This is a genomic window from Marinobacterium rhizophilum DSM 18822, from assembly GCF_000378045.1.
Lineage (GTDB): Bacteria > Pseudomonadota > Gammaproteobacteria > Pseudomonadales > Balneatricaceae > Marinobacterium_A > Marinobacterium_A rhizophilum.
Genome location: NZ_KB899090.1, coordinates 22,865 through 45,120 on the forward strand (window position 1 = coordinate 22,865; position 22,256 = coordinate 45,120).

Below are 22,256 nucleotides of genomic sequence, written 5' to 3' on the forward strand. Positions count from 1 at the left end.
GAAACTTGCAGCAACTACTGGAGCAGACTATGGTTCATCCATGATTGTTAAGAGCAGACTCCAGTTGTATATATGAGCACGGAGAGTAGAAAATCATGAAAGGAATGAGGCCCCTGTGGCTGACGTGTACTGCGGCAATCATTTCGCTCGTCCAATTGACCGGCTGCACGAGCAACCCATATCCTTCTTTAGCTACCGCTGTCGCAAAACATCCCCGAACTACCGACCCCGCCCAGTACAACTACCTGATTGGCCCGGGGGACAGTCTGAATATTTTCGTCTGGGGCAGCCCGGAAGTATCCGAAACGGTAACGGTACGCCCCGACGGCAAGATCACCACACCCCTGGTCGAAGATGTCGCGGTAAGTGGGTTGACGCCAACGCAGGTCGCGCGAAAACTTGAGGAGAGCCTTGGCCTCTATATCAAGGAACCGATCGTTACCGTCATCGTCCAGGGTTTTGTGGGCCCCTACTCCGAGCAGGTGCGGATTATCGGCGAAGCGGATGAACCCCAGGCCCTGCCCTACCGGGAGGACATGACGCTGCTGGATGTCATTATAGCGGTTGGCGGTCTCACTGAATTTGCCAACGGCAACGGTGCCAGCGTGGTACGTATTGTGGACGGCGAGCAACAACAGTACGGCATCCGTATAGACGACCTCGTTGAGGATGGTGATATCTCCGCCAACGTCCATATCCTGCCCGGCGATATTATCATTATCCCGGAAGCGTGGTTTTAGTGGCGCATCGGAGCATTATCCATGCAAGATATTATTGAACAGACAGTCTCCTACCTGCGCGGGATTTGGGTCCATAAATGGATCGCCTTGGTATTATTTTGGGTCCTGTGTCTGATCGGCTGGCCGTTTGTCCTGAAAATGCCGAACCAATACGTCTCCGAAGCAAAGGTGTATGTTGATACCCAGTCTCTGCTGGCGCCCCTGCTGCGGGGCCTGACCGTTCAGACCAACCCCGAACAGCAGGTGCAGCTGATTGTCAAAACGTTGCTGACCCGTCCCAATCTGGAAAAAATCACCCGCTTGGCTGACCTGGATATCCAGGCAGAAAGTGACGCTGATTTCGATGTCATCATTGCTCAGCTGGAAGACAACCTCACACTGAGCCGAGCGGGCCGGGAAAACATCTATGCCATCTCCTATACAAGCCACTCGGCAGAAGTAGCCAAAAATGTGGTTGAGGCGACCTTGACTACGCTGGTCGAAAACACCCTGGGAAACAAACGGGAAGACAGTACCACCGCAACCAACTTCCTGGATCGGCAGATCGCCGAATACGAATCACGTCTGAATGAAGCGGACAACCAGCTCAAAGAATTCAAGCAGAGAAACTATGAGCTGATGAGTTCTGACAGTGGGTTTTATAGTCGTATCAATACTCTAAAAGGCCAGACCCGGTCCATAGAGCTGGAGCTGCGTGAAGCCAAGACCCGTCTGGCTTCACTTGAAAAGCAGTTGGCGGGTGAAGCACCAAACTTTGGCATCATGGAAGAAGAACTCGCTGCTTCCTCCTACGACTTTGTCTCCAGTTACGATGGACGAATCGACACCCTGGAAAATCAACTGGATCAGCTGCGATTGAAATACACGGATCAGCATCCAGACATTCGGGAGACAGAACTTATTCTGAAAGACCTCCAGAAGAAGAGAGCGCAGGAGCGACGTGTACGACAACAGGCGATGCAAGCCAGCCAGACTGCACGAGACGGAGGATTGAACGAAAACCCGGTTTATCAACAGCTAAAACTCTCACACGCCAATGAAGAAACCACCGTGCGATCTCTGGAGGTTCGCCTGGCAGATTATCAACAGCAGCTGGATAGGCTACAGAACAATGCCAACACCATTCCGGAGCTAGAGGCGGAACTTCAAGCGCTGCAACGAGGGTATTCTATTACCCAACAGCAGTATAATGAACTGCTGTCGCGCCGCGAGTCGGCGCACCTGTCGGAACAGGCAGACGCCAGCGCAGATGGAATTAAATTTCGCATCATCGAACCACCACGTCTGCCAGCAACGCCCACTGGCCCCAACCGTCCCCTGATCCTGTCCGGAGTGCTGGCAGGCGCAGCCGGCATTGGCATCGCAGTCGCCTTCCTCATCTCTCAGCTCAGACCAGTCTTTTTTGACCCCAAACAACTGTTCCAGGTCACAGGTTATCCCGTACTGGGGGTGATCACCATGATCAGGGACCCGCTATTGCTGAGCCAAAAGCGCCGGAAAACCCGTCTCTTTATCGCCCTGGCAGGATCATTGCTGGCGTTTTACGGGATGCTGATGTTCTTGCAGCTGCTTCCCGACACTAATGAACAGTTGCTTGCCTACGTTCCCGATCTCCCGAATACCTGGTTCCGCCAACTCCAGCAATTAGCCTACAGAATTCTCAACTATTTCTAGGGGGTTCTAATGAGCACAATCGAGCGCGCACTTGAAAAAAGCCAGCAGTTGGACGCGGAAAAGCGGGTAATTGCCAGCGCCGACAATCACCACTCTTTCGACGACACCCCAACAGAGACCCCGGAACCGCCGTCGACACCGACGGACGGACAGCCGCAAAAGGATGACTCAACCGACACCAGCCGCAACCTGACGCACGATCGAGAGCAACTATACATCGATACAGATCATCTGGAACAGCTGGGCCTGGTCACCCCTACCGAAAATTTCACCCCGATCAAAGAAGAATATCGCTATATCAAGCGCCCATTGCTCGATAATGCCTTCGGAGCCAATGCAGCACAACTGACCCACCCCAACCTCGTTCTGGTCTCGAGCTGTTATGCCGGAGAGGGAAAAACGTTTACTGCGCTGAATCTGGCACTGAGCATGGTTGCCGAACATGACCGCTGCGTATTACTGGTGGACGCCGATGTGATCAAACCGAGTCTCAGTCGCAAGCTGAATATTTCCGACCAGGCGCTGGGTTTACTGGATTACCTGAATGGCAAAGCCGAAGTCAGGGACATCATTCAGAGCACCAGTATTCCTAACTTCAAGGTTGTGTCCGCCGGTACCCGCCACCATCATGCGACGGAGATGATTGCCAGTGAAAGAATGAAACAATTTATGAAGGAGCTGTCCAGCCGCTACAGCGACCGAATCGTGATCTTCGATACCTCACCGCTGCTTGGGGCCAGTGAAACCAGCGTGCTGGCACAGATGACGGGGCAAGCCCTGATTGTCGTAGAAGAGGGCCGCACCTCGCAACGCCAAGTGGAACGGGCACTGAGCCTGCTCAAGCCAAAAATGGCAATTGGTCTGGTCTTGAATAAATCCAGGACCAGACAAAAGGATTATTATGGCTATTATGGCGCTTCTCAGCGATAACCAGGTGCGTTGGCTTGCGATCCGGTTAACAACCACGGCCCTGTTGACACCGGTAGCGACAGCCCAGGCCAGCGACTGGAAGTTTACCCCTGAGATACAGGTCACCGAGCATTACACCAGTAATCTCAACCTGACCTCGAGTGACGAAGAGGCGAGTCTTATTTCCGAGGTGCGTCCCGGTTTTTCCCTCTCCAAACAGGGAAGCCACCTGCAGGCCAACATGGATTACCGGCTCCAATACCTGAACTACTCATCCGACCAGGCCAGCGATGACTACCATCATCAACTGGGTCTTTCGGCCAACTCCGAGCTGATCGACGACCGGCTGTTTCTGGATGCCAGAAGCACCTACAGCCAGCAGCTGATCAACAATCGCAGTGCCAGCGCCGGTGACTCCTTGAGCGCCCCCGATAACTTTACCGACACCTTTACGTTCCAGATCACCCCCCGCTGGCGACAACGGCTGGGACGGTACAGCACGTTCGGGGCGGATTTTTCCTACGATATGGTACGGTACGATGGCGTCAATGATAACAGCGACGGTTATCGCACCAACTTTTTCCTCGACAATCAGTCTAACCCCAGCAAGTTTTACTGGGCACTCAATCTCGATACCAACCAGGCGACACCCGATACCTCCGCAACGAGCCAATCAGAGACTCTGGATATCGAGTTGGGGTACCGATACAGTCATCAACTGGACGGCAAGCTTCGTTATGGCTATGTCGACAACCACCTCGACAATCCAACCCAGTCCGAGGCACAAGCAGGCGATTTCTGGGGTGCGGACCTTAGCTGGAACCCAAGCTCCAGAACATCACTCAGCGCCTCCTACAATAGCCGGCTGCAATCCAATCAGAGTTATGGATTGACCTTCAATCACCGGCAAAGACATACCAACTGGTCGCTAGCCTACAACAAGAATATCAGCAGTGTTCGTGAGGAACTTCTGCAACTCACCCCCATCGGCACCCTGATCTGCCCATCAACTGCCTCCTTCGCCATTACCGACTGCAGGCTGGTCGGTGGGGGCAGCCCCGTTCTACCTGGCCCCGGTGAGCGGGCTATCACCCTGGTCACTCCGCTGCCCACGCTCTCCGAAGAGCAGTTTATCCAACAAAGCCTGAACGCCAACCTGGTGATCAGCAAAGGCAAAAGTCTGTGGACCCTGGGCCTGTTCAGAACGGAACGAGAATTTCAGGTGCAAGCCCGTACCGAGGAAGATATGGGCGCCAACGCCGGCTGGACGATACAGGTGTCTGGGCGAACCAGCCTGAGCACCCTTTATACCTGGTCTCGCCTGGAAGCGGACTTAGGGACCACGGATTACCAGCAGGCGCTCTCGTTAAACATGGTTCGGCAGCTAGATGCGGACAGCTCACTCAACCTCGCCGTAAAGAGCACCGAGCGGGACTCTGCGGATGATAACCGTACTTTCCAGGAGTTTCGAATGACACTCGGATTCAGCCATCTCTTTTAGCGAGCATTTATCTATGTATACGTCATATTTCGGCTTTACCGCCAAACCCTTCCAGTTGAGTCCGGCGACGGAGTTTTTCTTTAAAAGCAGGAGCCACAAACGCGCCCTATCCTATCTGCACTACGGACTGAGCCAGGGCGAAGGGTTTATTGTGATCACCGGTGAGATCGGCACCGGTAAAACCACCTTGATGCGCAAACTCTGGACCACGATCGATCGTGACAATCTCGTCACCGCCCAACTGGTAACAACCAAGCTGGAAGCCGACGACCTGCTGCGCATGATCTGCAGCGCCTTCGGACTACCTGCGGAAAATAAGCCCAAGGCGGTGTTGCTACAGCAATTTCAGGACTTTTTGCAGTCGACTCATCTGGCCAAGAAACGGGTCCTCTTACTGGTGGATGAAGCTCAAAATCTGTCGGCCAGCGCGATTGAAGAGTTGCGAATGCTTTCCAATTTTCAGGTCAATGATACGCCGCTGATGCAGAGTTTCCTGCTGGGTCAGCCGGAGTTGCGGGCGATTATCCAGGATCCGAACATGGAACAGTTTCGGCAACGCGTCATCGCGGCCTTCCACCTGCACCCCCTGAGCGAAGCGGAGGTCAAGGCGTACATCCTTTGGCGCCTCGGGGTAGCCGGCTGGGCAGAAAAGCCCGGCTTCAGCGATGGTGCATTCAAGGAAATCTACCGGCATACCAAGGGAATACCAAGAAAAATCAACGTATTCTGCGATCGCCTGTTACTGCTCTGCTTTCTCGAGGAGTTTACGATGGTGGATGAGAATACCGTCACTACGGTGGCAGAAGAACTCGCAGACGAGTTCTCCCCCCAGTTGAATCAACTTCAACCGGCCCCCACAGAAGGCAATGCAGATCAACTTCTGACACTTATTACGAGTGATGTATCTGAATTGCAGAGAAAAATTACACTCATCAACAAATATCTAAGCATCATGGTTAATGAGAAGATTGAACTGTTGAACACCCTGGACAGAAAACTCAAACAGGAGGTCGATAAAACGCTAGAAGATTACGAAAGATGACCGAGCGGCGTAAACGCGCAGAACGGCCTGCTAATCCCTGCCGACAGGTATTGAACGCACTAACTTTCGAAGCAGATGAGGTACCAATACCGCAACGGGCATTTTCAGCAGGTGACCACGCCAGTAAAGCATAGACTTTGCCAAACTGTACCCCGGCTGCTTAGCCAGAGAATGATGGGGAATGAGTACGCGGGTGAACAGTATGTCTGCCATACGCAGTTGCAAAGCGTTCGGAGTTCCAGCATCTTTCGCCGTCCAGATATCATCCGGTATCGGGCTGGACAAACAGTATCGGCAATACCTTAAAGCGTAGAACAGAGGTCTGGCCAACTGCAATTCCTGTGCTCGGTGCTTGAGTTTCAGCCAGTCATCCGACTTCAACTCTCGAAAGAGAAGATCCATATCCGAAAGATCTCTCAGGCCGTTCTCGAACTCGCCTTCAAAGAATAGATGCGTGGCACTATGAATAATCATATCGTACAGATGCAAAATCCCCACGCCATCAGCATCAAAGCAAACCTGATCCATTAATCTGTCAATATCAATCCGAAAGCGAAGCACGGGGAAGATGTTGTGATGAATATCCAGCACTGTCTGTCTTTTATAGTGGATCAATGGCGGAATTTCATGGGTCCATTCTCGATAATAATGCTGATCGTAATCATCGACTTTATCGGAATACCAACCGACAGCTTTCAGGTGACGCTCAATTTTGGACAGTTCCTCCTTTCGCACCAGCACATCAATATCATTCAGGGTACGGCCTTGCCCGGCTGCCTTGTTCGCATAAATGTAAGCGCCACCTTTCAACAAAATGGGCCGCACCCCGATACTTTGCAGTTCCTTCGCCAGCAGTTTAACTTCCCACTGCACCTGCGAGCGCTGCTTCTGTGCCTGAAGCGAGGCCGAGACCAGGTGATGATACGCCTTTTGCGGAACCGCTTTCAGTAGATCGTTGTCGGCCAGTAACTGGTACAACCGTGCCAGCAGGTTGGCGGACCGTCCCAACCGGATCGTCCGGTCCCACTGCTCATCCGAGTACTCCATCGCCAGCAAGGGATTACCCAACAGCGCCTCAACCACCCCGTGATCCTTCGCACAACCCATCGAAAAATTCAAAAACCTCTTCAAACCGACTGTACTCCAGCGTGAAACAGTCACATCGGTCCACCAACCTGCAGGCCGTATCGAAACCCGCCTTGCCATGAATATGATAATTGAAGCTGTTGCCGATTAACGCCATAAATGCAGCCGGTTTTCGGCATGCGCTGACACTCAAAGTGCTACCCGGCAAGTAGCGAGGAGTAATTATATGGGTCGGCATCGCTCCCACAGATGCCCGGGAAGCCGTTTCGGCCGTTGGCTTCATCAGCGCTACCACCCCTTTAGACGTGTCGTAGAATTTTTCCGTCAGCTGCGCCTGGGGAAATATCTGATGCAGCAGATCAATCGACTCGTTTTTCAGATTGACCGGACGCCCGATTGGTATCGCACGCGCCGTTGAGGGCTCCACCATCAGGATCTCGTCCGAGAATAAGCGCCAACCGTGCTGCATTAATGCTGCTGCCAGCGTGCTCTTGCCAGACCCCGGCGGAGCCGGGAGAATCACCATGACCCCGTTTTTTTCGACGCCAGCCGCATGGAAATGCAAATACCGGTGGTACTGATTGGCGATACACCAGTTCAAGCCCCATTCAAACAGTGGAACCGCCTGCCGAGCTGGCAGGGGTTTGAAAGGAGCGAAGCCATCAAGATAAAAATTTACCTGTGGACGAACCCAACGTCGCAATGAAGCCGACCGCTCTACCCGGATACGGAAGTCAATGAACGCCGGCCGGGCCACTGTTTCTCGAAACGGCTGGTAAAGAAAGGGAATCCACTTTTTGACGGTGTCGACGCGGGAGGTCAGTTCGACCGTGAAGGTACCCAACTCGAAATACCAGGTGCTATCCCCGTCGGCATCCGGATGATACAGGCGCCTCAAAGCGCGCGCACCAGTTGGCACTCCTGCAGAGAGTGCAGGGTGTCGCCAACTATCCGCGGTAGCTCCTCAATCTCAACATACAACGCTGCGGCTTGCACGATCAGCGACTCGGTTGTCTGCGGCGGCTGCCCATCCAGGCAACACAATAGATAGTCGGCGAGTCCGTTAAGCTCGAAAGTATCACCGGATAACGGATGAAACACCACCGCGCCATCCTGCCAGCGCCTGGAAGCCTCCACGTAGCTAAAATCCAGACACCACCTCACCTCACCCATGTAGTATTGACCTATATCGTACACCGCTGCATCAACGCAGCACTTTCAGCATAATTTGCGTTGAAGTGGGCCAAAACTCCCTCCAATTGGATTTCCTTCGTCACATCTCCATTGACAGTTACCAACACCTCGGCGATCTCCCGCGGCGAATACGGATAAGTAACACCTGAGTGCAGGGCATTCAGTAAGGCGGCGCAAGCCTGCTGGGCATAAGCATCACTACCAAGCAGGTACCCCATTATCGGGAGCGTAAAACCACCCGTCCAAATAAGAGAGGAGCCAGACGTGCTCAGTACCTGTGAGATCACGCTATCAAGAGTGGTTCCGTTTTCATAGGTATAAGTGTTATCCGATAGCACACGGCCCTGAGCATCACACTCTTTGCAGGGATCGAGTTTCTTTCTCGCGGGGGGCTTGTACATGGTCCCAAACTCGAGCGTCATGGAGGTGTCCGCAGGCCAGCAGGCGGGATGGGTCTTCCAATACTCCGGCGTCTTGCCATCCCCAAGCGTGCGACATTCATGCAGGTGGTTGGAAAGGTTGCCGCTAAGCATGCCCGATATGGAGCACTCCTGCCCCCACGCCGACCGACTTGGCAAGGATGCCATTATGGGTGTACCGGCCAGCCCGATCAGCAATCGACGCCGGGTTGAATCTGACTTCTTGGTTTTTTTCTCGTCGGTAGCCATAATAGAAAATCCACGTCGTCTGGGGGGCCCCACCTGACGCTAAATCTCGAGTATCAGGCCTTTATTAAATAGTAGGCAATATTCAAGCCATAGAATTATTTACTTGAAAAACAAAACGTTGACGCAATTCCATTCGACCACTGTAATAAAAACTGACACCTTGGCAAGCCCATGTGGCTTCGACCTGAGAAACGGGGCAACTTCACCGGTCGCACTGGATTGCATGCTTTTCAAGCAACGCATATAAAGTCGGTCGGGTAATGCCGAGCAACTCGGAGGCCCGGGAAATATTGTTGTCGGTAAACCCCAGCGCCCTCACGATCGCTCGCTTTTCCTCGATATCGCGAACCTGCTTGAGATTCAGTGGCCAGACGTCCTGCGACTCCCCTAACGACAATCCCAGATCGCTGGCCGTGACCTGGCTGCCATCTGCCATGATCACCGCGCGTTTGATCCTGTTCTCCAGCTGGCGTACGTTCCCCGGCCAGGAATATTCCTCCACCGCCTGACAGGCCTCCTCACTAAAGCCCTTCAGCGGCCGCCCCAGCTCTTTGCAGTACCGGTTAAAAAAGGCGCGGGCTATGAGTATAGCATCGCCTGGACGTGCCCGTAGTGGCGGAATAGTGATCACGAACTCGCTGAGCCGGTAGTAGAGGTCCTCCCGGAAACGACCGTCGCGGGTCATTTCTTCCAGATCCTGATGCGTCGCGCTGATAATCCGCACGTCCACCTCGATCTCCTGGCGTCCACCGAGTCGTTCGATGCGCCTTTCCTGAAGAAAACGCAACAGCTTGGACTGAAGCGGCATCGGCATATCACCGATTTCGTCCAGGAACAATGTGCCACGATGGGCAGTTTCGACCTTCCCCGGAGTTTGTTTGACCGCCCCGGTAAAAGCCCCCTTCTCGTAGCCGAAAAGCTCACTTTCCAACAAGTTTTCCGGTATAGAGGCGCAGTTGATCGCAACAAACCGCTGACTGGCCCGATCACTCAGGGCGTGGATCGCTGTGGCCAGAACCTCCTTGCCGGTACCGCTTTCTCCCAGCAAGAGAGCACTGATATTGGCTGGCGCGATGCGTTCGACAAGCTTGCAGACCTCAAGCATCTCCGCGGAGGCCGCGATCACGCCCTGCAGTGGCGAATGTTGCAAATGAATGGTCGCCAGCCTGCGATTCTCTTTTTCCAACTCGCGGAGCAGGAAAGCACGTTCGAGTATCAAGCCCAGCGTATCCAGATCCATGGGCTTTTGGCAGTAGTCATAAGCACCCAGGCCGACCGAATTAACCGCATTGATTTTGTCATCATTGCCGGTGAGGACAATGACCTTAGACTCGGGGTGAAGCTGCATTATTTCCTGCAACACCTGCATCCCCACCGAGGCATTGGCGGGATCAGGCGGCAACCCCAGGTCCAGGGTGATCACATCCGGTTCATATCGCCTTACTTGCGCGATGGCGGTTTCACGATCGGTTGCAAACACCAACTCGTACTGCTCCAACCCCCACTTGAGCTGTTTCTGAAGCCCCGGGTCGTCCTCGACAACCAAAAGGAGCTTCTTGTCCCTTTCCCGGCCATTGCTCATACCGCTTTACCTATCTCTGCTTCCAGCCCCCCATGCACCTCATACGCCGGCAGTGCCACGCGAAATTCACTGCCCTCCCCCGGCGCACTCCTGACCTCTAGGGATCCCTGGTTCTGGACAACGAACTGGCGGGTCTCGTAGACGCCGATCCCCATCCCCGCGCGCCCCTTGGTGGTATCAAAAGGTTTAAAAAGCCGCTCACGCTGGAACTGCTCGCTCATGCCGCAACCATTGTCCATCACACTAAAGATAGCCATCCCATCCCGATTGTCTACCAGCAAACGGACGAAACCCTCCGCCGGGGTCGCCTCCTGAGCATTCTGGACCAGATGGCCCAGCACCGAAATGAGCTTGTCGCGCTCGGTCTTTAGCTTTAACGCCGCAATTGGGCCATCGGGAATCACCAACTCCACCTCTGGAAGCCGGTCCTTCTGGTTTTGCTGGACGGCCCTGGCTATATCGAGCGCATTAACGACCTCTGCGTGCGCCGCGAGCGCGCCCTGCTGCTTGAGCTGGCTCAACATCCTGTTCATGCGCTGCACTGCATTGGCCAGGGTCTCCAGGGCATCGTCCACAAACTCGGGATTGCGCTTGTGCCGTTCTGCGTTCCTGACCACCAGGGAGAGTTGAGCCACCACGTTCTTGATATCGTGAACCACAAACGCCGAGAAACGATAATAGGCCTCGAACTGATTCGTGGCCGCTAGCTGATCCGTCGTGTCTCTAAGGGTGATCAGGGCAGCCAATTGGGAGCCGAGCGCCTTCAACAGATCGTGATCCTCCCAGTTGAGGGTGCGTTCTGCCCGCGGGTGGGCCAAACCAACCAGTCCGTTAAGCACGCCCTGATGCAGTAACGGCACCAAAAGCCAAAGCTGCTGCCCCTCCAACAGTCGATCGGCAATTTGAAGGTCACCATAGTGAGCTGGCGCAACCAGGTACTCCGGCACCTCGATGACCCAGCCACTCTCCTGACAAAAGTCGAGCAAGGCCCCATCTTCACGGCTCGACAGATTGGGCAGCGGCTTGACACTGCTCCAGCCTTTGACGACAAACTCCCCGCCTTCGCGCACCCAGATAATACCTCCCAGGCTATCCAGGGGATCAGCCATGCCCTGAATCAATTGCTCGTAATAGAAGTTATCCAGCGGCAGCGCGGAAAAGCGTTCGTTGGCCTTCATCCATTCCTCACGATAATCGTATTTGTAGGATAAAAAGTGCTTGCTGACCCAGACAGCGACGATCGAGCGGAAACGTCCCGAGCCAACCAGCAGGCACAGGAACGAAAGTGCCACGACAACAAACACAACCCGGAACGCGCTGCCCTGGCTGGATTCGAACCAGCGCAGGTAGTAGCCGACCATCGACATGACCAGCAGATAGATGCCCGCCAAAAACAGACCGGTGGAGAAAAACACCGCCCGATGAGACAGGCGCAACTGGCGATCCCCCGCTTTGATTCGGGCGATGGAAACCGCCATCAGCGGCGCCATCACCGCGCATACAAACCCCCGTACCTGCCATAGGGTCGCGTCCACCCGGTTAAACAACAGTGCCTCTGAGTAGAGCAGGAAATCGTAGCCGAACACCACAGCCGTCCCAACACAGAAAAACTTGACCGACCAGCGCCGCTCCCGGGGTATATTGCGGTACCACTGTTCCAGTAGAATGAGCACCAGAATCACCAGCAAAAAAGGGCTCACGAGGGCGAGGGAGATTGGCAGAACGTTGCCCGTCTCTCCCATCGATAATTGCAGTAGATTTCCCAGCATCAAGGCGATCAGCAGTAGAAAAAACCCCCACAGCCACCCACTGGACCAAAAATTTCGTGAGCCGATTCCCTGATTGCTCGCGTGCAGCCGCCACAACAGCATGACCCAACCGGCATCGCGCATGATCTCCAGAAAAAATTGATTCGGGTCTGGCACCGCAGAACCCGGGACGCCGAGAAGCCCCCCGCCGCTTTTCAGACCCAGATAGCCGGACCAAACAACCATCAGCCCCAGGGCCAGCAGCAACCAGCCCCCCTGCAGCCGCCCCCGCCAGAGAAACAGGGTCAGCACCAGAACGGTGGCATACACCAGAGTCGCGGCCAGATAACTGAACTCGGCAACCATCATTGGAAGCATACTCCCTTGACCAAATTACTTATGGCCGCTCCGGCGAGCCCTCGACGGCGTTCAGCCGCCCGTCTGACGGGCAAGTAACTCTCGCAAATAACGCACCGGAATCGCATAGCTGATGCCGCTGGGGTGACTCAAGACATCCTCTTTGGTTGATTTGATATAGACCCCGTTGAGAATTCCGACCACAGTTCCGTCGTCCGGGTCATAGAGTGGGCTGCCACTGTTGCCGGGGTACGCGGTGGCGTCCAGCTGGTACACCATCAACGGCTGCCGCAGCTGCTGGATTTTATGTGCCGTTAATTGTCCCGATGATGGCGCCGGTATTGCCATCGGCGTGATGCTGGAAATCATGCCACGGTGGGTCACAGGATAAAGGCCCAGAACGGCGCCCAGCGGAAACCCGGTAAAGGCGTAGTTCTCCCCCTCGCGGACCGTCTTCCTGTTCGAGAGTCTCATGGCCGGCAGCCTGTCGGAGACTTTCAGCAGCGCCAGATCATGCTGCGGTTCAGAGGCGACGATCTTCGCCTGAATCACCCGTGGACTATTCCCGATACCGACAAAAACCACCAACTGCTCCTTCTTACGGTCGTCGATCTCGATATCAACAACATGGGCGTTGGTCGCAACATGGTGCCCATCACCCACGACAAAGCCGGTGCCCAACAAGCGCGAGGGAGGGCGGCGGCCTGGCAAGTAGGTCCCGATGCCGACGATCGACGGTTTGACAGCCGAGACGGTGTCAGCCAGTTCAGACGCCTGACCGTAGCCAATGCTGAGGCCCGTCACCAGGATCAGTCCGAGCCAGGCCCAGGAGTACCGATGCATTCGCCGATCCATCATGCCATTCCCCAACCCCATTCAATACCGCCAAGCAAGCAGCAATCGAAGAGAAGTATAGTCACGAAGCGCGATCTCTGTCGCTCACACATCCAAGGTTCTGCAGGATCCGGGAAGACCTTATAGAGAAGTCTATTTCTCGAGCAGGGACGTTCCATCAAGCGGTCTCTCTCGCTACAGGCAGGCTTTAGCCTGTTCCACCTTCGACTACACTTATCGAACACCGCTACCGAGCAAGACGCCAGTCAATAATCTATCGCTTGCGCGATCATCCTCCCATCAGAGCGACAAGGAGTTCAGAGTTATGCTCCCTGAGCGGCACCCGGTGAAATCGACGGACTATGCGATCACTATCGATGTCGAGGACTACTTCCACGTGGCGGCGTTTGAAACGGTTATTTCTCCCGATCGCTGGGACCAGTATCCCTGTCACATTGAAGCCAACGTCCAGCGCATTATCGCGTCATTGGACGCCACGTCGGAACAGGCGACCAAAGCCACCTTTTTCGTCCTCGGCTGGGTCGCGGAGCGTTACCCTGCCCTGATCCGGGAGATCGCAGCTCTTGGCCATGAAATCGCCAGTCACGGCTACCATCACCAACGCCTGAACCGTCTTTCTCAACGCGAATTCAGGCAGGATATCACCCGGTCCAAAGCGCTGCTGGAAGATCTCGTCGGTGCGCCGGTGGCAGGCTATCGGGCCCCCAGCTTTTCGTTTGACGAAAACAGGCCCTGGATTCAGGATGAACTTCGAGAAGCAGGATACCGGTACAGCTCCAGCATTAACCCTGTGCCGCATGATCTGTATGGTTACAGGAAAGCTCCGCGCACGCCTTTCCTGTGGGACAATGGTCTGCTCGAAGTCCCGGTGGCCACGGCGGAGGTGTTCAACCGACGTATTCCCTGTGCCGGTGGCGGCTACTTCAGACTCTACCCTTATGCCCTGTCGAAACGGCTGCTGCAAAAGGCCGCCCGGCAGTTGGCCGGGCCGGTCGTTTTTTACGTTCATCCCTGGGAAATCGCACCCGACCAGCCAAGGATTCAGGCCGCTTCGGTCAAATCCAGGTTTCGGCATTATCTGAACCTGCACCGGACCCTGCCTAGACTGGAGCGGCTGCTCAGCGATTTCCATTGGGGAAAAATGTGTGATCTGCCGGTCGTCGTTCGGTACCTGGAGTAAATCTATGGGTATGGCGACCCGCCACGACCCGTTGCGACCAAGCAAACAAGGTTCTTCGCGCCTTAGGCGTATTTCGTAAGATGGGTGGAGCCGTAGTGGCAATCCTCTGTCGGTACGCAAATGTCTTGCTACGCGTAACCACCATGGACGATGTGAATGCTGTCATTGCAGGAGCAAATGGTAGTGAACCGATTAATAATGCCTCCGGTTGCCGCGGCGCTGAACCGATGTTTCATGGGATCGGGATAAAGTACTACCCATGCTGCACAACCGGTGTAATGCTGTCCGTGCCGCCCGAAACACAGGCGACTTTGGCCCATGATGGGTTACACCGCCGTCAGGGGTCTGTGCCAATGGAAAGGATACGCCGATGTGGCGGCTGAACTGGAAGCGGATCAAGGGATTTAATCTGCTGACCCTCTTGATCAACAACGTGAAATTCAAGGACGGCGAGCAAGTACAGGATCAGTCGGACAGGAATGCCGCCTGATCCCGTACACCAGAGTTGTACAATAACTCGTGGCGGCTCCACCCACCCTACGTATCTACGTATCTGGAAAAATAAAATGCCTCCTCGAACTAGGTTCGAGGAGGCATTTTTTCGACCTGACGATTTAACCCGATTACTTCAGATCAAAGCCAGTCAGGGGATGGATCTGGAAGTTGCCGCCGTTGATATATCCATACACCTCGTAGATCAGGTCGTCCTTGTTGATATTGGTGACCTCGCCGTCCGCATTGAAGGTGGGCACGACACCCTCGTAGATCCGGATATGGTAGAAATCGCCACAGCCGCAGTCGGCGACATTGTCGGTGACCGGGGGATCGGCGAAGGGATCGTTGCCGGAGCCCTTTTCGGGACAGACAGCGCCGTCTTCCGCCTTGTTGCCGGGCTCGCCCAGATCCTCGATATGGACCTGGAACCAGTGGTAGGTCGCCGGATCCTGGCCGGGCTTGTTGCCCACCGGCTCAGGCTGGATATCGTAGAACGCCGCATCCACCACACCCACACTGTGGGTCACTTCGGGGTTCTTCCAGCTGAGGTTCTTGAAAGTGCCGATACCGACGAAGTCGATCTGCTTGTTGGGCGCAGGCCTGGCAGGGAAGCAGAAACCGGCATCGGTGCAGATGATCTCGTCGATCTCGGTGCCGTCCGGCGCGCTGGCAGTGCCGGCATGGAAGGTGAATTTCAGACTGTTCGGGCTATTGTGGTTGGAGTGGGTCCACTCGCCCTTGGGCTGGGGTTGCTGCGCCGTGTTGGCGCCGGCCTGGCCGCCCATGGTGTAGCGATAGGGCTCCAGCTCACCATTGCCGTTCAATTGCTGGGTTTTCTTGCCCCTGCCATTGCCGTTGGTCACAGTGGGGGTAATCAGCCCCTCGGCAACGGTGCCGTCCCAGCCCGCTGCGCCGTTCTCGAAAATCCCCGCGGTGTCATTGCCTCCGCCGGTCACCCGGCAGGCCAGTTCCGGAGGGATAAACTCGAAGGCGTTGTTGGGGTCGATTTGAAGGAGAAGGTCGGGCCCCGTCAGGCCATTGACCACGCCCGTGTCGACGGGGTCGAGCGCCCCACCACCGGGGTTCAGGGAAAAGTTCATGGATGGGTTGGTCTGCTTGAAGCTTACTACCTGGCTGTTGTTGAAGGGGAGTATGGTGCCCAGGTCGACGCCGCTGGGGAAGAAGTCCTTGTCCACGGACTGCACAAGCACGGCGAGTTGTTGGGAGCCTTGCCCCGAAATGGTCTGTGTCCCGGGCCAGTTGTTGGCGCCGAACTCATCCAGATCCTCGAAGGGCGAGTCCTGGTTGCTGGCTGTAAAGTTACCCGACAAAGCCGTCAGTTGCCCGGAGAGGATCAGGTGGCCGTCACGGAACCCGGTGCCCCCCAGGGGATTCGCATTGGGATTGTCATCGTAGTACATCTCGAAGCTATTGTCCCCGTTGGCGGGGTCCAGCGCGAGCAGCACGACGGTGCCGTCGAGGTTGGTAGTGATCTCGACGCCGTTGGCCAGGAATGCGGTGATTTCGTAACTTACGTTGAGCCCGGGCGGATTGATAACGATCCCGTCAGGATCTACCGCGGCGGCCAGCGCAGAGTGGGCGTACGCCTGGGCAGACACCGTGGAATCATCTTCCAGCGGGATTTCGTCCTTGATCACGGTGCTGCCCGGTAACCAGTCCAGGGAACCGATGGTAAAGGCGCCACCACCACCCTGGCCGTCCGGGTCGAACTCAACCGGTGTGGATGCGTGAGCGTACGCCAAAGGCAGGCACAAACCGATGGCCAATGCCATTGGGAATAACCTGTTAGTAAAACGTCTAATGTTCATATTAGAGCTCCTTGTAACCGATCTCGTAATAACCAAGTTTCTAAGAGCCATCCGATAGCCTGGTGAAAAAAGGATTGTGACATCACTGGCACAACCCTTGTCGATACTTACTTGTTACTTGCCTGCAGGCGATTAACTCCTTCTGGCGAATTGGTTCCTGCTTCCAAACCCCAGGAACAGCAGTCCCAGAGCAAAGAGCAGTACCGTGCTGGGCTCAGGAACTTCCGTGGTTACAAAGCCAGAGTTGGCGTCCGTCTGGAACAGGATATCGGGCCCGCTGAAGCCGTTGACAGCGCCAATGTCAGGGATGATGACTGAACCGTCAAATTGCATGGACGGATTGGTTTGCGCGAACGGCAGTATATTGGAGGTATTGAAGAACAGGTCCTGCACCAGAGCCGAGACATCGGATATAAAGAAATCGTAGTCCTGGAAGGTCACGTCAGCCACCAGTTGGGTGGAACCTTCGCCGGTGATGGTTTGCTGTCCACCCCATTGGTCTGCGCCAAATTGGTCCAGGAGGGTGGTTTGCAGGATGTCGCCGGCATTGAAGTCTCCACTGTTGTCAACATCCACGAATGTGAAGTCTGCGGTGAAGTTACCGCTGAGGCTGACCAACTCGGCGCTCAGGATCAACTCCCCGTCACGATAACCAGTACCCGCCAGCGGGTCGTTTTGTGAGCCGACAGAAAAATCGTCGTAATAGATTTCGAAGAAATTGACAGTTTGGGTGCCGGCCTCCACCAGGGTGATGGTCTGGGAGAAGGTGTAAATATCGTTGCCGCCGCCAAGGCCGTCACCGCCATCGCTCACCAATACAGTGGCCGAGGTTTCTACGCTATCGATGGTTTCCGTAAAGCCCGCGACAAAGGTGATTTCAAAATTGGTATTAAGCCCGCTTGGCGCTATGCCGATGCCGTTTTCATTGACCAAGATGCCCAGGGATGCGTGGGAGTAGGATATGATGTCGTCTCCCTCGCCAGTAGGAATGGTGTCAACGGACAGGGTGCTGCCCGGCGCCCAATCAAATGAACCTACATCAAGGGTACCGTTGGCAACTTCACCCGTGCCATCGGGGTCAAACATGATTGTGTCGGTGGCGAACACCTGCGCCGACAGAGTGCAGGCCAGGGCGAAACCCGCGGCCAAGAGTGTTTTCTTGTTCATGTGCGTCACCTACTTAGGTTGCCCGTCAGGTTGCCAGCCTGCGTGGATATTTGAACTCGACTCGAAGAGTCAACTGAACACTCAATACAAAGCACAACCCATGCCCTTTTCATTATTTCTTTTAAAAACAAAGGTATGGATTTTTTTTGACAGGCTCACAGATGGGCCTTGGGGGGAGGGTGTAAAAAAAGCTGACGCGATACTAACAGACATCTGGAGATTACTAAGCCGCCGTGGTCTGAGCCTTGAGCAGGCGGGCAGGATTGCCGCCCCAAATTTCCCCGGGGGCGATGTGGGTGCCCTTGCCCACCACGGCGCCCGCCGCCACCATGGCTCCATCACCGATGGTCACGCCGCTCATCACTATGGCCTTGGCGCCCACAGTGACATTATCGCCGATGCGGATCCGGGCATGTGACAACCGGTTGCCTTCCAGGGCATGGCTGAACAGCACCGCGTCGTGCCCGATCAGGCTATTGGCCCCGAGTTCCGTGAGCGGGGGGTCCATAATAACCCCAGCGCTGTAGCTGTTGTCCCCCAGGCGGGCGCCCAGGGCCTGGTAGAGCAGGCGCATCAGGGGAGTGGGCAGCAGGTGATTGCGGGTCAGGGGGTAGAACAGGAGCAGATAAAACAGCAGGTACACATGATAGGAAAACTCCTCCCGGGAGTGCTCGGCAATTTCGCCTTCGCGGATAGGATAGCAGCGCAGGAAAACCCGATAAACGGCGATACCGTACACATACACCAGAAGAACCCAGCCAAGGGCCATGAACACGCCACGAAAATCCCCCAGCGGAAACCAGCCCAACAGAAGATAGTTGGTGACCGTGGCCAGGGCCACGATAAACGAAAGCAAAAGGACAAAGGTCAGGATCGGAGCTGCGGTAATCTTGCGCATGGCTATACCTTAGAACCTGTCGGACTTAACACTGATCTACTCGGCTCGGGCATCCTGCTTCGCCCTATCTCCTGCATCCATGCAGTCGTTCGGAAAAGCCGCCTCTCTTCGGTAAAGAGGGGGCATTTTTGTATACTCTTTCATCGAACCACTATTCACAAGCTACATCCCTGTAGCTTGCGCGGTGGGCAGCTGACGCTGTGTTAATCGGCAATCCAGTCGATTTATCGTCTCAAAAGAGCTCAAAAACTGACTCATTCAATCGTCGGGAGCGATTGAACGTGCAAACCCCGAAGGGGTGAAGCACATGGATGTGCTGAGCAAAACGGTCTTCCCCTCGCTACGGCCAGCATTCTCAGACAGCCTCCCAGACGCTTGGCTCGTCGGGATGTTACGCCGGCACCCACGGTCAACCACTCAGTTCATCCAGTAATTTCTGCGCCTGCTGCTTGCCGGGGAACACCGCCTTGCTGTTCAACAACTCGGTCAGCACCTGGGTTGCCCGCTGCTTGTCCCCGCTTTGCACCAGGGCCTGGGCCAGGTGGAAATGGATCTCGGCATTTCCCGGGGCCTGCTGCAGGGCATTTTCCAGCAGCCGCACGGCGCGCGCCTCCTGCCCCGGCTGGGCCAGCAGAATCATCGCCAGGGTATCCTGAACCGGCGCCGTCGGGGATAGCTTATAGGCCTGTTCCGCGTAGGCAACCGCCTTTTTGGGCTCGGTATCCCTGAGCAGCCAGGCGAGGTTGTTCAGGGCAATGATATGGTCCGGATTGCTGTCGAGTATATTGCTAAACGCCTCCCTGGCTTCGGATTTGCGGTCCGCCAGCAGGTAGAGAGTGGCCAGGTTGTACCTCACCACGCCATCATTCGGGTGCTTGTCGAGCCAGTCCTCCATGGGTTTGAAGGCCTGTTCCCGCTGCCCCGCCTGCCACAGGGCGAGCCCGTATTTCACCACCAGGTCATTCCGGTCTGGCGCCAGTTCCAGGGCCTGTCGGTAAGCCTCGACCGCCTTCCCGGGGTCGTTAAGCGCGGTTGACAATTGAGCGTCCTGGACATGGACCTCCGGATTGCCCGGGTGGTCCTGTTTCAGTTTATCTACCAATTCCCGGGCCTGGTCCCACTGCTGGCGCTGCATCAGCAGGCCGACCATGGCAATTTGGATCTCGAGATGAGTCGGATCCAGTTGATACGCTTTTTCCAGGACGGCGGCGAAATTTTTCCTGTCCCCGTTCTTGTAGTAGGCCTGGGCCAGAAGATAGTGGTCGGGGGCCGATTCCGGCTTCTGGGCGGTCAGGCGTTGGTAAGTCGAGACAGCGCCACGGTAATCCCCGGTTTCCGCCTGGGCCGTGCCCAGAACCCTGAGCACCGCCGGGTCCTGCGGGGTCACTCTGGCCGCTTCCCGGATCAGCCTCAGTGCCCGCCCCGCATCCCCTTGGCGCAGCAACAACTTGCCGAGTAACGCGGCGGGTTCGGCGTCCCCGGGCTGCTGTTCCCATACCTTTTCCAGCAGCGGCAGGGCTTTTTCATCCTGGCCGGTCAGCAGATGGAGCTTGGCCAGCGCAAGGCTGATACGTGGATGACCCGGGTGGTGCTTCAGGCTTTCCTCGTAGTAGCTCAGGGCCTGTTTGATATCGCCCCGCTGCAGGGCAAAAACCGCCAGGTTGTGGGAGGCGCTGGGGTTGCCCGGTGACAACTCCAGTACTTTTTCGAAGGTCCACAGGGCCTGGTCCCCCATCCGGTTGGCGAGGAAGGCCCACGCCAGGCTGAGATGGGCCGGGACACTTCGCGAGCTCTTGTCCACCCACCGCTCGGCGGATTCCAGTGCCTTGGCATTTTCGCCGGCCTGCAATTGGCCCATGACCAGGCGCAATTCGTGTTCGTCCGCGCCCGGTTCAAGTGCGATCGCCTTTTCCAGTTCGGCTGTGGCCTGGTCGACCTCCCCCTGCGCCATCAGGGCAAGTCCGAGTTTGGAGCGCAGGTCGGCCGAGTCCGGATTCAGGGCCAACAGTCGCTCCAGCTTTTCGATCGCCTGGTCCGGCTTGCCCTGCATCATTTCCAGACCAGCCATCAGCTCCAGGGCCTGGCGGTTGTCCGGATCCCGCTCCAGCACCGATTCGAGCAGCGGCTGTGCTTTCTCCAGATCCCCCTTGCGCAACTGCATGCCCGCCAGCACATTCGCTGCATTGCCGGATTCCGGTACCAGGTTGAGAACATTCTTGAGGTAAGTGTCCGCCTGCTGTTCATTGCCCAGGAGCAGGTGGGTAAGGCCCAGGTAGTACTGCAACGGGGCATAGGCGCCGTAACCATTCAGGGCCTGTTCGAAAGCGGTCTGCGCGTCCCGATACTCCTTTCGCTGGAAATGGACCAGGCCCTGGGCGAAATGTTTGCCGGGATATTTGTCCGAAAGCTTTTCGATATCCTTTTCGGCGCCTTCGATGTCCTCGCGGTGGATGCGCAGGAATGCCCGCTGGGCGATGTATTTCGGCTTGTTGGCCGCAGTGTCGATGGCCCGGGTATAGGCCTCCTCCGCCGCCTCTAGGTTGCCGTCGGCTTCTTCGACCCGGCCCAGCTGGCTCAGGGCTTCCGGGTTATCGGGCTGAATCTTCAGCGCCTGGTCGACCCAGTCCCGCGTGGCAACCAGGTTTCCTTTCGCTTGGTCGATCTGTGACTGGCCAAGTAAAGCCGTAACGGAGCGACTGTCAAGTTCCAGGGCTTTGTTCAGCTCCAACCGGGCCTGCGCGATATTGCCGGCTTGTAATAGGCTCTTGCCCCGGACGGCCAGCAGTTCAGCCTGTTGTTCCGGGGAAAGTGAATCCACGAGAGTGTAGTTTTTGAGGACTTCGTCATATTCCTGCTGGAGAAACAATGCATTGGCCAGGGGAACCAGGACGGTCTCCTCGGCTATCCCCTTGCTCCGTGCCTGGCGCAGCTCCTTTTCCGCGGAGGCGCCGTCCCCCAGTTCGATATAGGCCTGGCCCAGCAACAGACGGGCCTGGGCATTGTCCGGGTTGGTCTTGAGGGCGTTCTTAAACTCGATGACGGCGCTCTGCATTTCGCCCCGGGCCGTGGCCTCCCGGGCCCGCTGGAGGTACTCCTCGTCCGTCAGTCCCCCCGGGCCGCAACCTTGCAGCATGAGTAACAGGATCCCGCACAGCAGGGCCGGCCTGGTCTTTTTTTGCAGGGGAAGCATGGCTGAACGATTCACCAATTCCGAGCGATACATGGTTGTTGTTCTCCACCTTATGGTTGATTCCCTGAGACCAACTTGGCCTTGAACAGCGGCCGGGCCAATAGAGCTTTGATAACTGTAGTTCAATACAGTCGTCATTTC

At 55.9% G+C, this 22,256-nt stretch carries 17 protein-coding genes; 6 read left to right on the top strand and 11 right to left on the bottom strand.

Going from position 1 to position 22,256, the window contains the following annotated elements:
* The first annotated feature begins 95 nt into the window (after positions 1-95).
* The 5 genes from F451_RS0101960 to F451_RS0101980 are packed head-to-tail and all read left to right on the top strand — an operon-like array spanning position 96 to position 5,866.
* Entirely contained in the window at positions 96-740 is a 645-nt protein-coding gene (locus F451_RS0101960) for an XrtA/PEP-CTERM system exopolysaccharide export protein (protein WP_240476427.1), read from the top strand.
* Positions 741-761: 21 nt separating this feature from the next.
* Positions 762-2,414 carry an XrtA system polysaccharide chain length determinant gene (locus F451_RS24525; protein WP_020679670.1) on the top strand — a complete coding sequence of 551 codons (1,653 nt, stop codon included), beginning with the start codon at positions 762-764 and terminating at the stop codon, positions 2,412-2,414.
* Between the two features lie 9 nt (positions 2,415-2,423).
* Positions 2,424-3,344, top strand: a complete 921-nt coding sequence (locus F451_RS0101970) for an XrtA-associated tyrosine autokinase (protein WP_020679671.1) — start codon at positions 2,424-2,426, stop codon at positions 3,342-3,344.
* Entirely contained in the window at positions 3,316-4,824 is a 1,509-nt protein-coding gene (locus tag F451_RS0101975; protein ID WP_083928308.1) for a TIGR03016 family PEP-CTERM system-associated outer membrane protein, read from the top strand. Before F451_RS0101970 ends, F451_RS0101975 begins: the two co-directional genes overlap by 29 nt.
* Positions 4,825-4,837: 13 nt before the next feature.
* Positions 4,838-5,866 (top strand): XrtA/PEP-CTERM system-associated ATPase, encoded by a 1,029-nt coding sequence (locus F451_RS0101980; protein ID WP_020679673.1) that lies wholly within the window; start codon positions 4,838-4,840, stop codon positions 5,864-5,866.
* Positions 5,867-5,896: 30 nt separating this feature from the next.
* Here the strand turns inward: F451_RS0101980 and F451_RS0101985 are convergent, their stop codons facing one another.
* The 7 genes from F451_RS0101985 to F451_RS0102015 form a co-directional block, all read right to left on the bottom strand.
* Positions 5,897-6,949 carry a nucleotidyltransferase domain-containing protein gene (locus tag F451_RS0101985; RefSeq protein WP_020679674.1) on the bottom strand — a complete coding sequence of 351 codons (1,053 nt, stop codon included), beginning with the start codon at positions 6,947-6,949 and terminating at the stop codon, positions 5,897-5,899.
* The gene (locus F451_RS24530) at positions 6,942-7,850 is read right to left on the bottom strand and encodes an HprK-related kinase A (RefSeq protein WP_020679675.1); all 909 of its coding nucleotides are present in this window, start codon (positions 7,848-7,850) and stop codon (positions 6,942-6,944) included. Before F451_RS24530 ends, F451_RS0101985 begins: the two co-directional genes overlap by 8 nt.
* The gene (locus F451_RS0101995) at positions 7,847-8,125 is read right to left on the bottom strand and encodes an HPr-rel-A system PqqD family peptide chaperone (protein WP_020679676.1); all 279 of its coding nucleotides are present in this window, start codon (positions 8,123-8,125) and stop codon (positions 7,847-7,849) included. Before F451_RS0101995 ends, F451_RS24530 begins: the two co-directional genes overlap by 4 nt.
* Positions 8,126-8,136: 11 nt before the next feature.
* A complete protein-coding gene (locus F451_RS0102000) occupies positions 8,137-8,814 on the bottom strand; it encodes a hypothetical protein (RefSeq protein ID WP_026291437.1) in 678 nt (225 codons plus the stop codon).
* Positions 8,815-9,016: 202 nt separating this feature from the next.
* Entirely contained in the window at positions 9,017-10,396 is a 1,380-nt protein-coding gene (gene prsR / locus F451_RS0102005) for a PEP-CTERM-box response regulator transcription factor (protein ID WP_020679678.1), read from the bottom strand.
* Positions 10,393-12,513 (bottom strand): XrtA/PEP-CTERM system histidine kinase PrsK, encoded by a 2,121-nt coding sequence (gene prsK / locus F451_RS24535; protein WP_020679679.1) that lies wholly within the window; start codon positions 12,511-12,513, stop codon positions 10,393-10,395. The genes prsR and prsK overlap by 4 nt, the downstream gene beginning before the upstream one ends.
* Positions 12,514-12,573: 60 nt before the next feature.
* Positions 12,574-13,359 carry a S1 family peptidase gene (locus F451_RS0102015; RefSeq protein WP_240476428.1) on the bottom strand — a complete coding sequence of 262 codons (786 nt, stop codon included), beginning with the start codon at positions 13,357-13,359 and terminating at the stop codon, positions 12,574-12,576.
* A 301-nt stretch (positions 13,360-13,660) separates the two neighbouring features.
* Here F451_RS0102015 and F451_RS0102020 point away from each other — a divergent pair, with 301 nt between their 5' ends.
* Positions 13,661-14,536 carry an XrtA system polysaccharide deacetylase gene (locus F451_RS0102020; RefSeq protein ID WP_020679681.1) on the top strand — a complete coding sequence of 292 codons (876 nt, stop codon included), beginning with the start codon at positions 13,661-13,663 and terminating at the stop codon, positions 14,534-14,536.
* Between the two features lie 623 nt (positions 14,537-15,159).
* On the opposite strand, the gene F451_RS0102030 is transcribed toward F451_RS0102020, so the two are convergent.
* From F451_RS0102030 to prsT, 4 genes are all read right to left on the bottom strand, one after another.
* Positions 15,160-16,824 carry a hypothetical protein gene (locus F451_RS0102030; RefSeq protein WP_020679683.1) on the bottom strand — a complete coding sequence of 555 codons (1,665 nt, stop codon included), beginning with the start codon at positions 16,822-16,824 and terminating at the stop codon, positions 15,160-15,162.
* A gap of 168 nt (positions 16,825-16,992) precedes the next feature.
* Complete coding sequence (locus tag F451_RS0102035) at positions 16,993-18,027, bottom strand: PEP-CTERM sorting domain-containing protein (protein WP_020679684.1); 1,035 nt, start codon at positions 18,025-18,027, stop codon at positions 16,993-16,995.
* A gap of 223 nt (positions 18,028-18,250) precedes the next feature.
* Positions 18,251-18,925 carry a DapH/DapD/GlmU-related protein gene (locus F451_RS28300; RefSeq protein WP_020679685.1) on the bottom strand — a complete coding sequence of 225 codons (675 nt, stop codon included), beginning with the start codon at positions 18,923-18,925 and terminating at the stop codon, positions 18,251-18,253.
* A 409-nt stretch (positions 18,926-19,334) separates the two neighbouring features.
* Positions 19,335-22,253, bottom strand: a complete 2,919-nt coding sequence (gene prsT, locus F451_RS0102045; protein ID WP_083928312.1) for an XrtA/PEP-CTERM system TPR-repeat protein PrsT — start codon at positions 22,251-22,253, stop codon at positions 19,335-19,337.
* Between the last annotated feature and the right edge of the window lie 3 nt (positions 22,254-22,256).

Coding starts and splice junctions, on each gene's coding strand:
- F451_RS0101960 (WP_240476427.1), top strand. CDS start 96: ATGAAAGGAATGAGGCCCCTGTGGCTGACGTGTACTGCGGCAATCATT.
- F451_RS24525 (WP_020679670.1), top strand. CDS start 762: ATGCAAGATATTATTGAACAGACAGTCTCCTACCTGCGCGGGATTTGG.
- F451_RS0101970 (WP_020679671.1), top strand. CDS start 2,424: ATGAGCACAATCGAGCGCGCACTTGAAAAAAGCCAGCAGTTGGACGCG.
- F451_RS0101975 (WP_083928308.1), top strand. CDS start 3,316: ATGGCTATTATGGCGCTTCTCAGCGATAACCAGGTGCGTTGGCTTGCG.
- F451_RS0101980 (WP_020679673.1), top strand. CDS start 4,838: ATGTATACGTCATATTTCGGCTTTACCGCCAAACCCTTCCAGTTGAGT.
- F451_RS0101995 (WP_020679676.1), bottom strand. CDS start 8,125: ATGGGTGAGGTGAGGTGGTGTCTGGATTTTAGCTACGTGGAGGCTTCC.
- F451_RS0102000 (WP_026291437.1), bottom strand. CDS start 8,814: ATGGCTACCGACGAGAAAAAAACCAAGAAGTCAGATTCAACCCGGCGT.
- prsR (WP_020679678.1), bottom strand. CDS start 10,396: ATGAGCAATGGCCGGGAAAGGGACAAGAAGCTCCTTTTGGTTGTCGAG.
- prsK (WP_020679679.1), bottom strand. CDS start 12,513: ATGATGGTTGCCGAGTTCAGTTATCTGGCCGCGACTCTGGTGTATGCC.
- F451_RS0102015 (WP_240476428.1), bottom strand. CDS start 13,359: ATGATGGATCGGCGAATGCATCGGTACTCCTGGGCCTGGCTCGGACTG.
- F451_RS0102020 (WP_020679681.1), top strand. CDS start 13,661: ATGCTCCCTGAGCGGCACCCGGTGAAATCGACGGACTATGCGATCACT.
- F451_RS0102030 (WP_020679683.1), bottom strand. CDS start 16,824: ATGGCATTGGCCATCGGTTTGTGCCTGCCTTTGGCGTACGCTCACGCA.
- F451_RS0102035 (WP_020679684.1), bottom strand. CDS start 18,027: ATGAACAAGAAAACACTCTTGGCCGCGGGTTTCGCCCTGGCCTGCACT.
- F451_RS28300 (WP_020679685.1), bottom strand. CDS start 18,925: ATGCGCAAGATTACCGCAGCTCCGATCCTGACCTTTGTCCTTTTGCTT.
- prsT (WP_083928312.1), bottom strand. CDS start 22,253: ATGACGACTGTATTGAACTACAGTTATCAAAGCTCTATTGGCCCGGCC.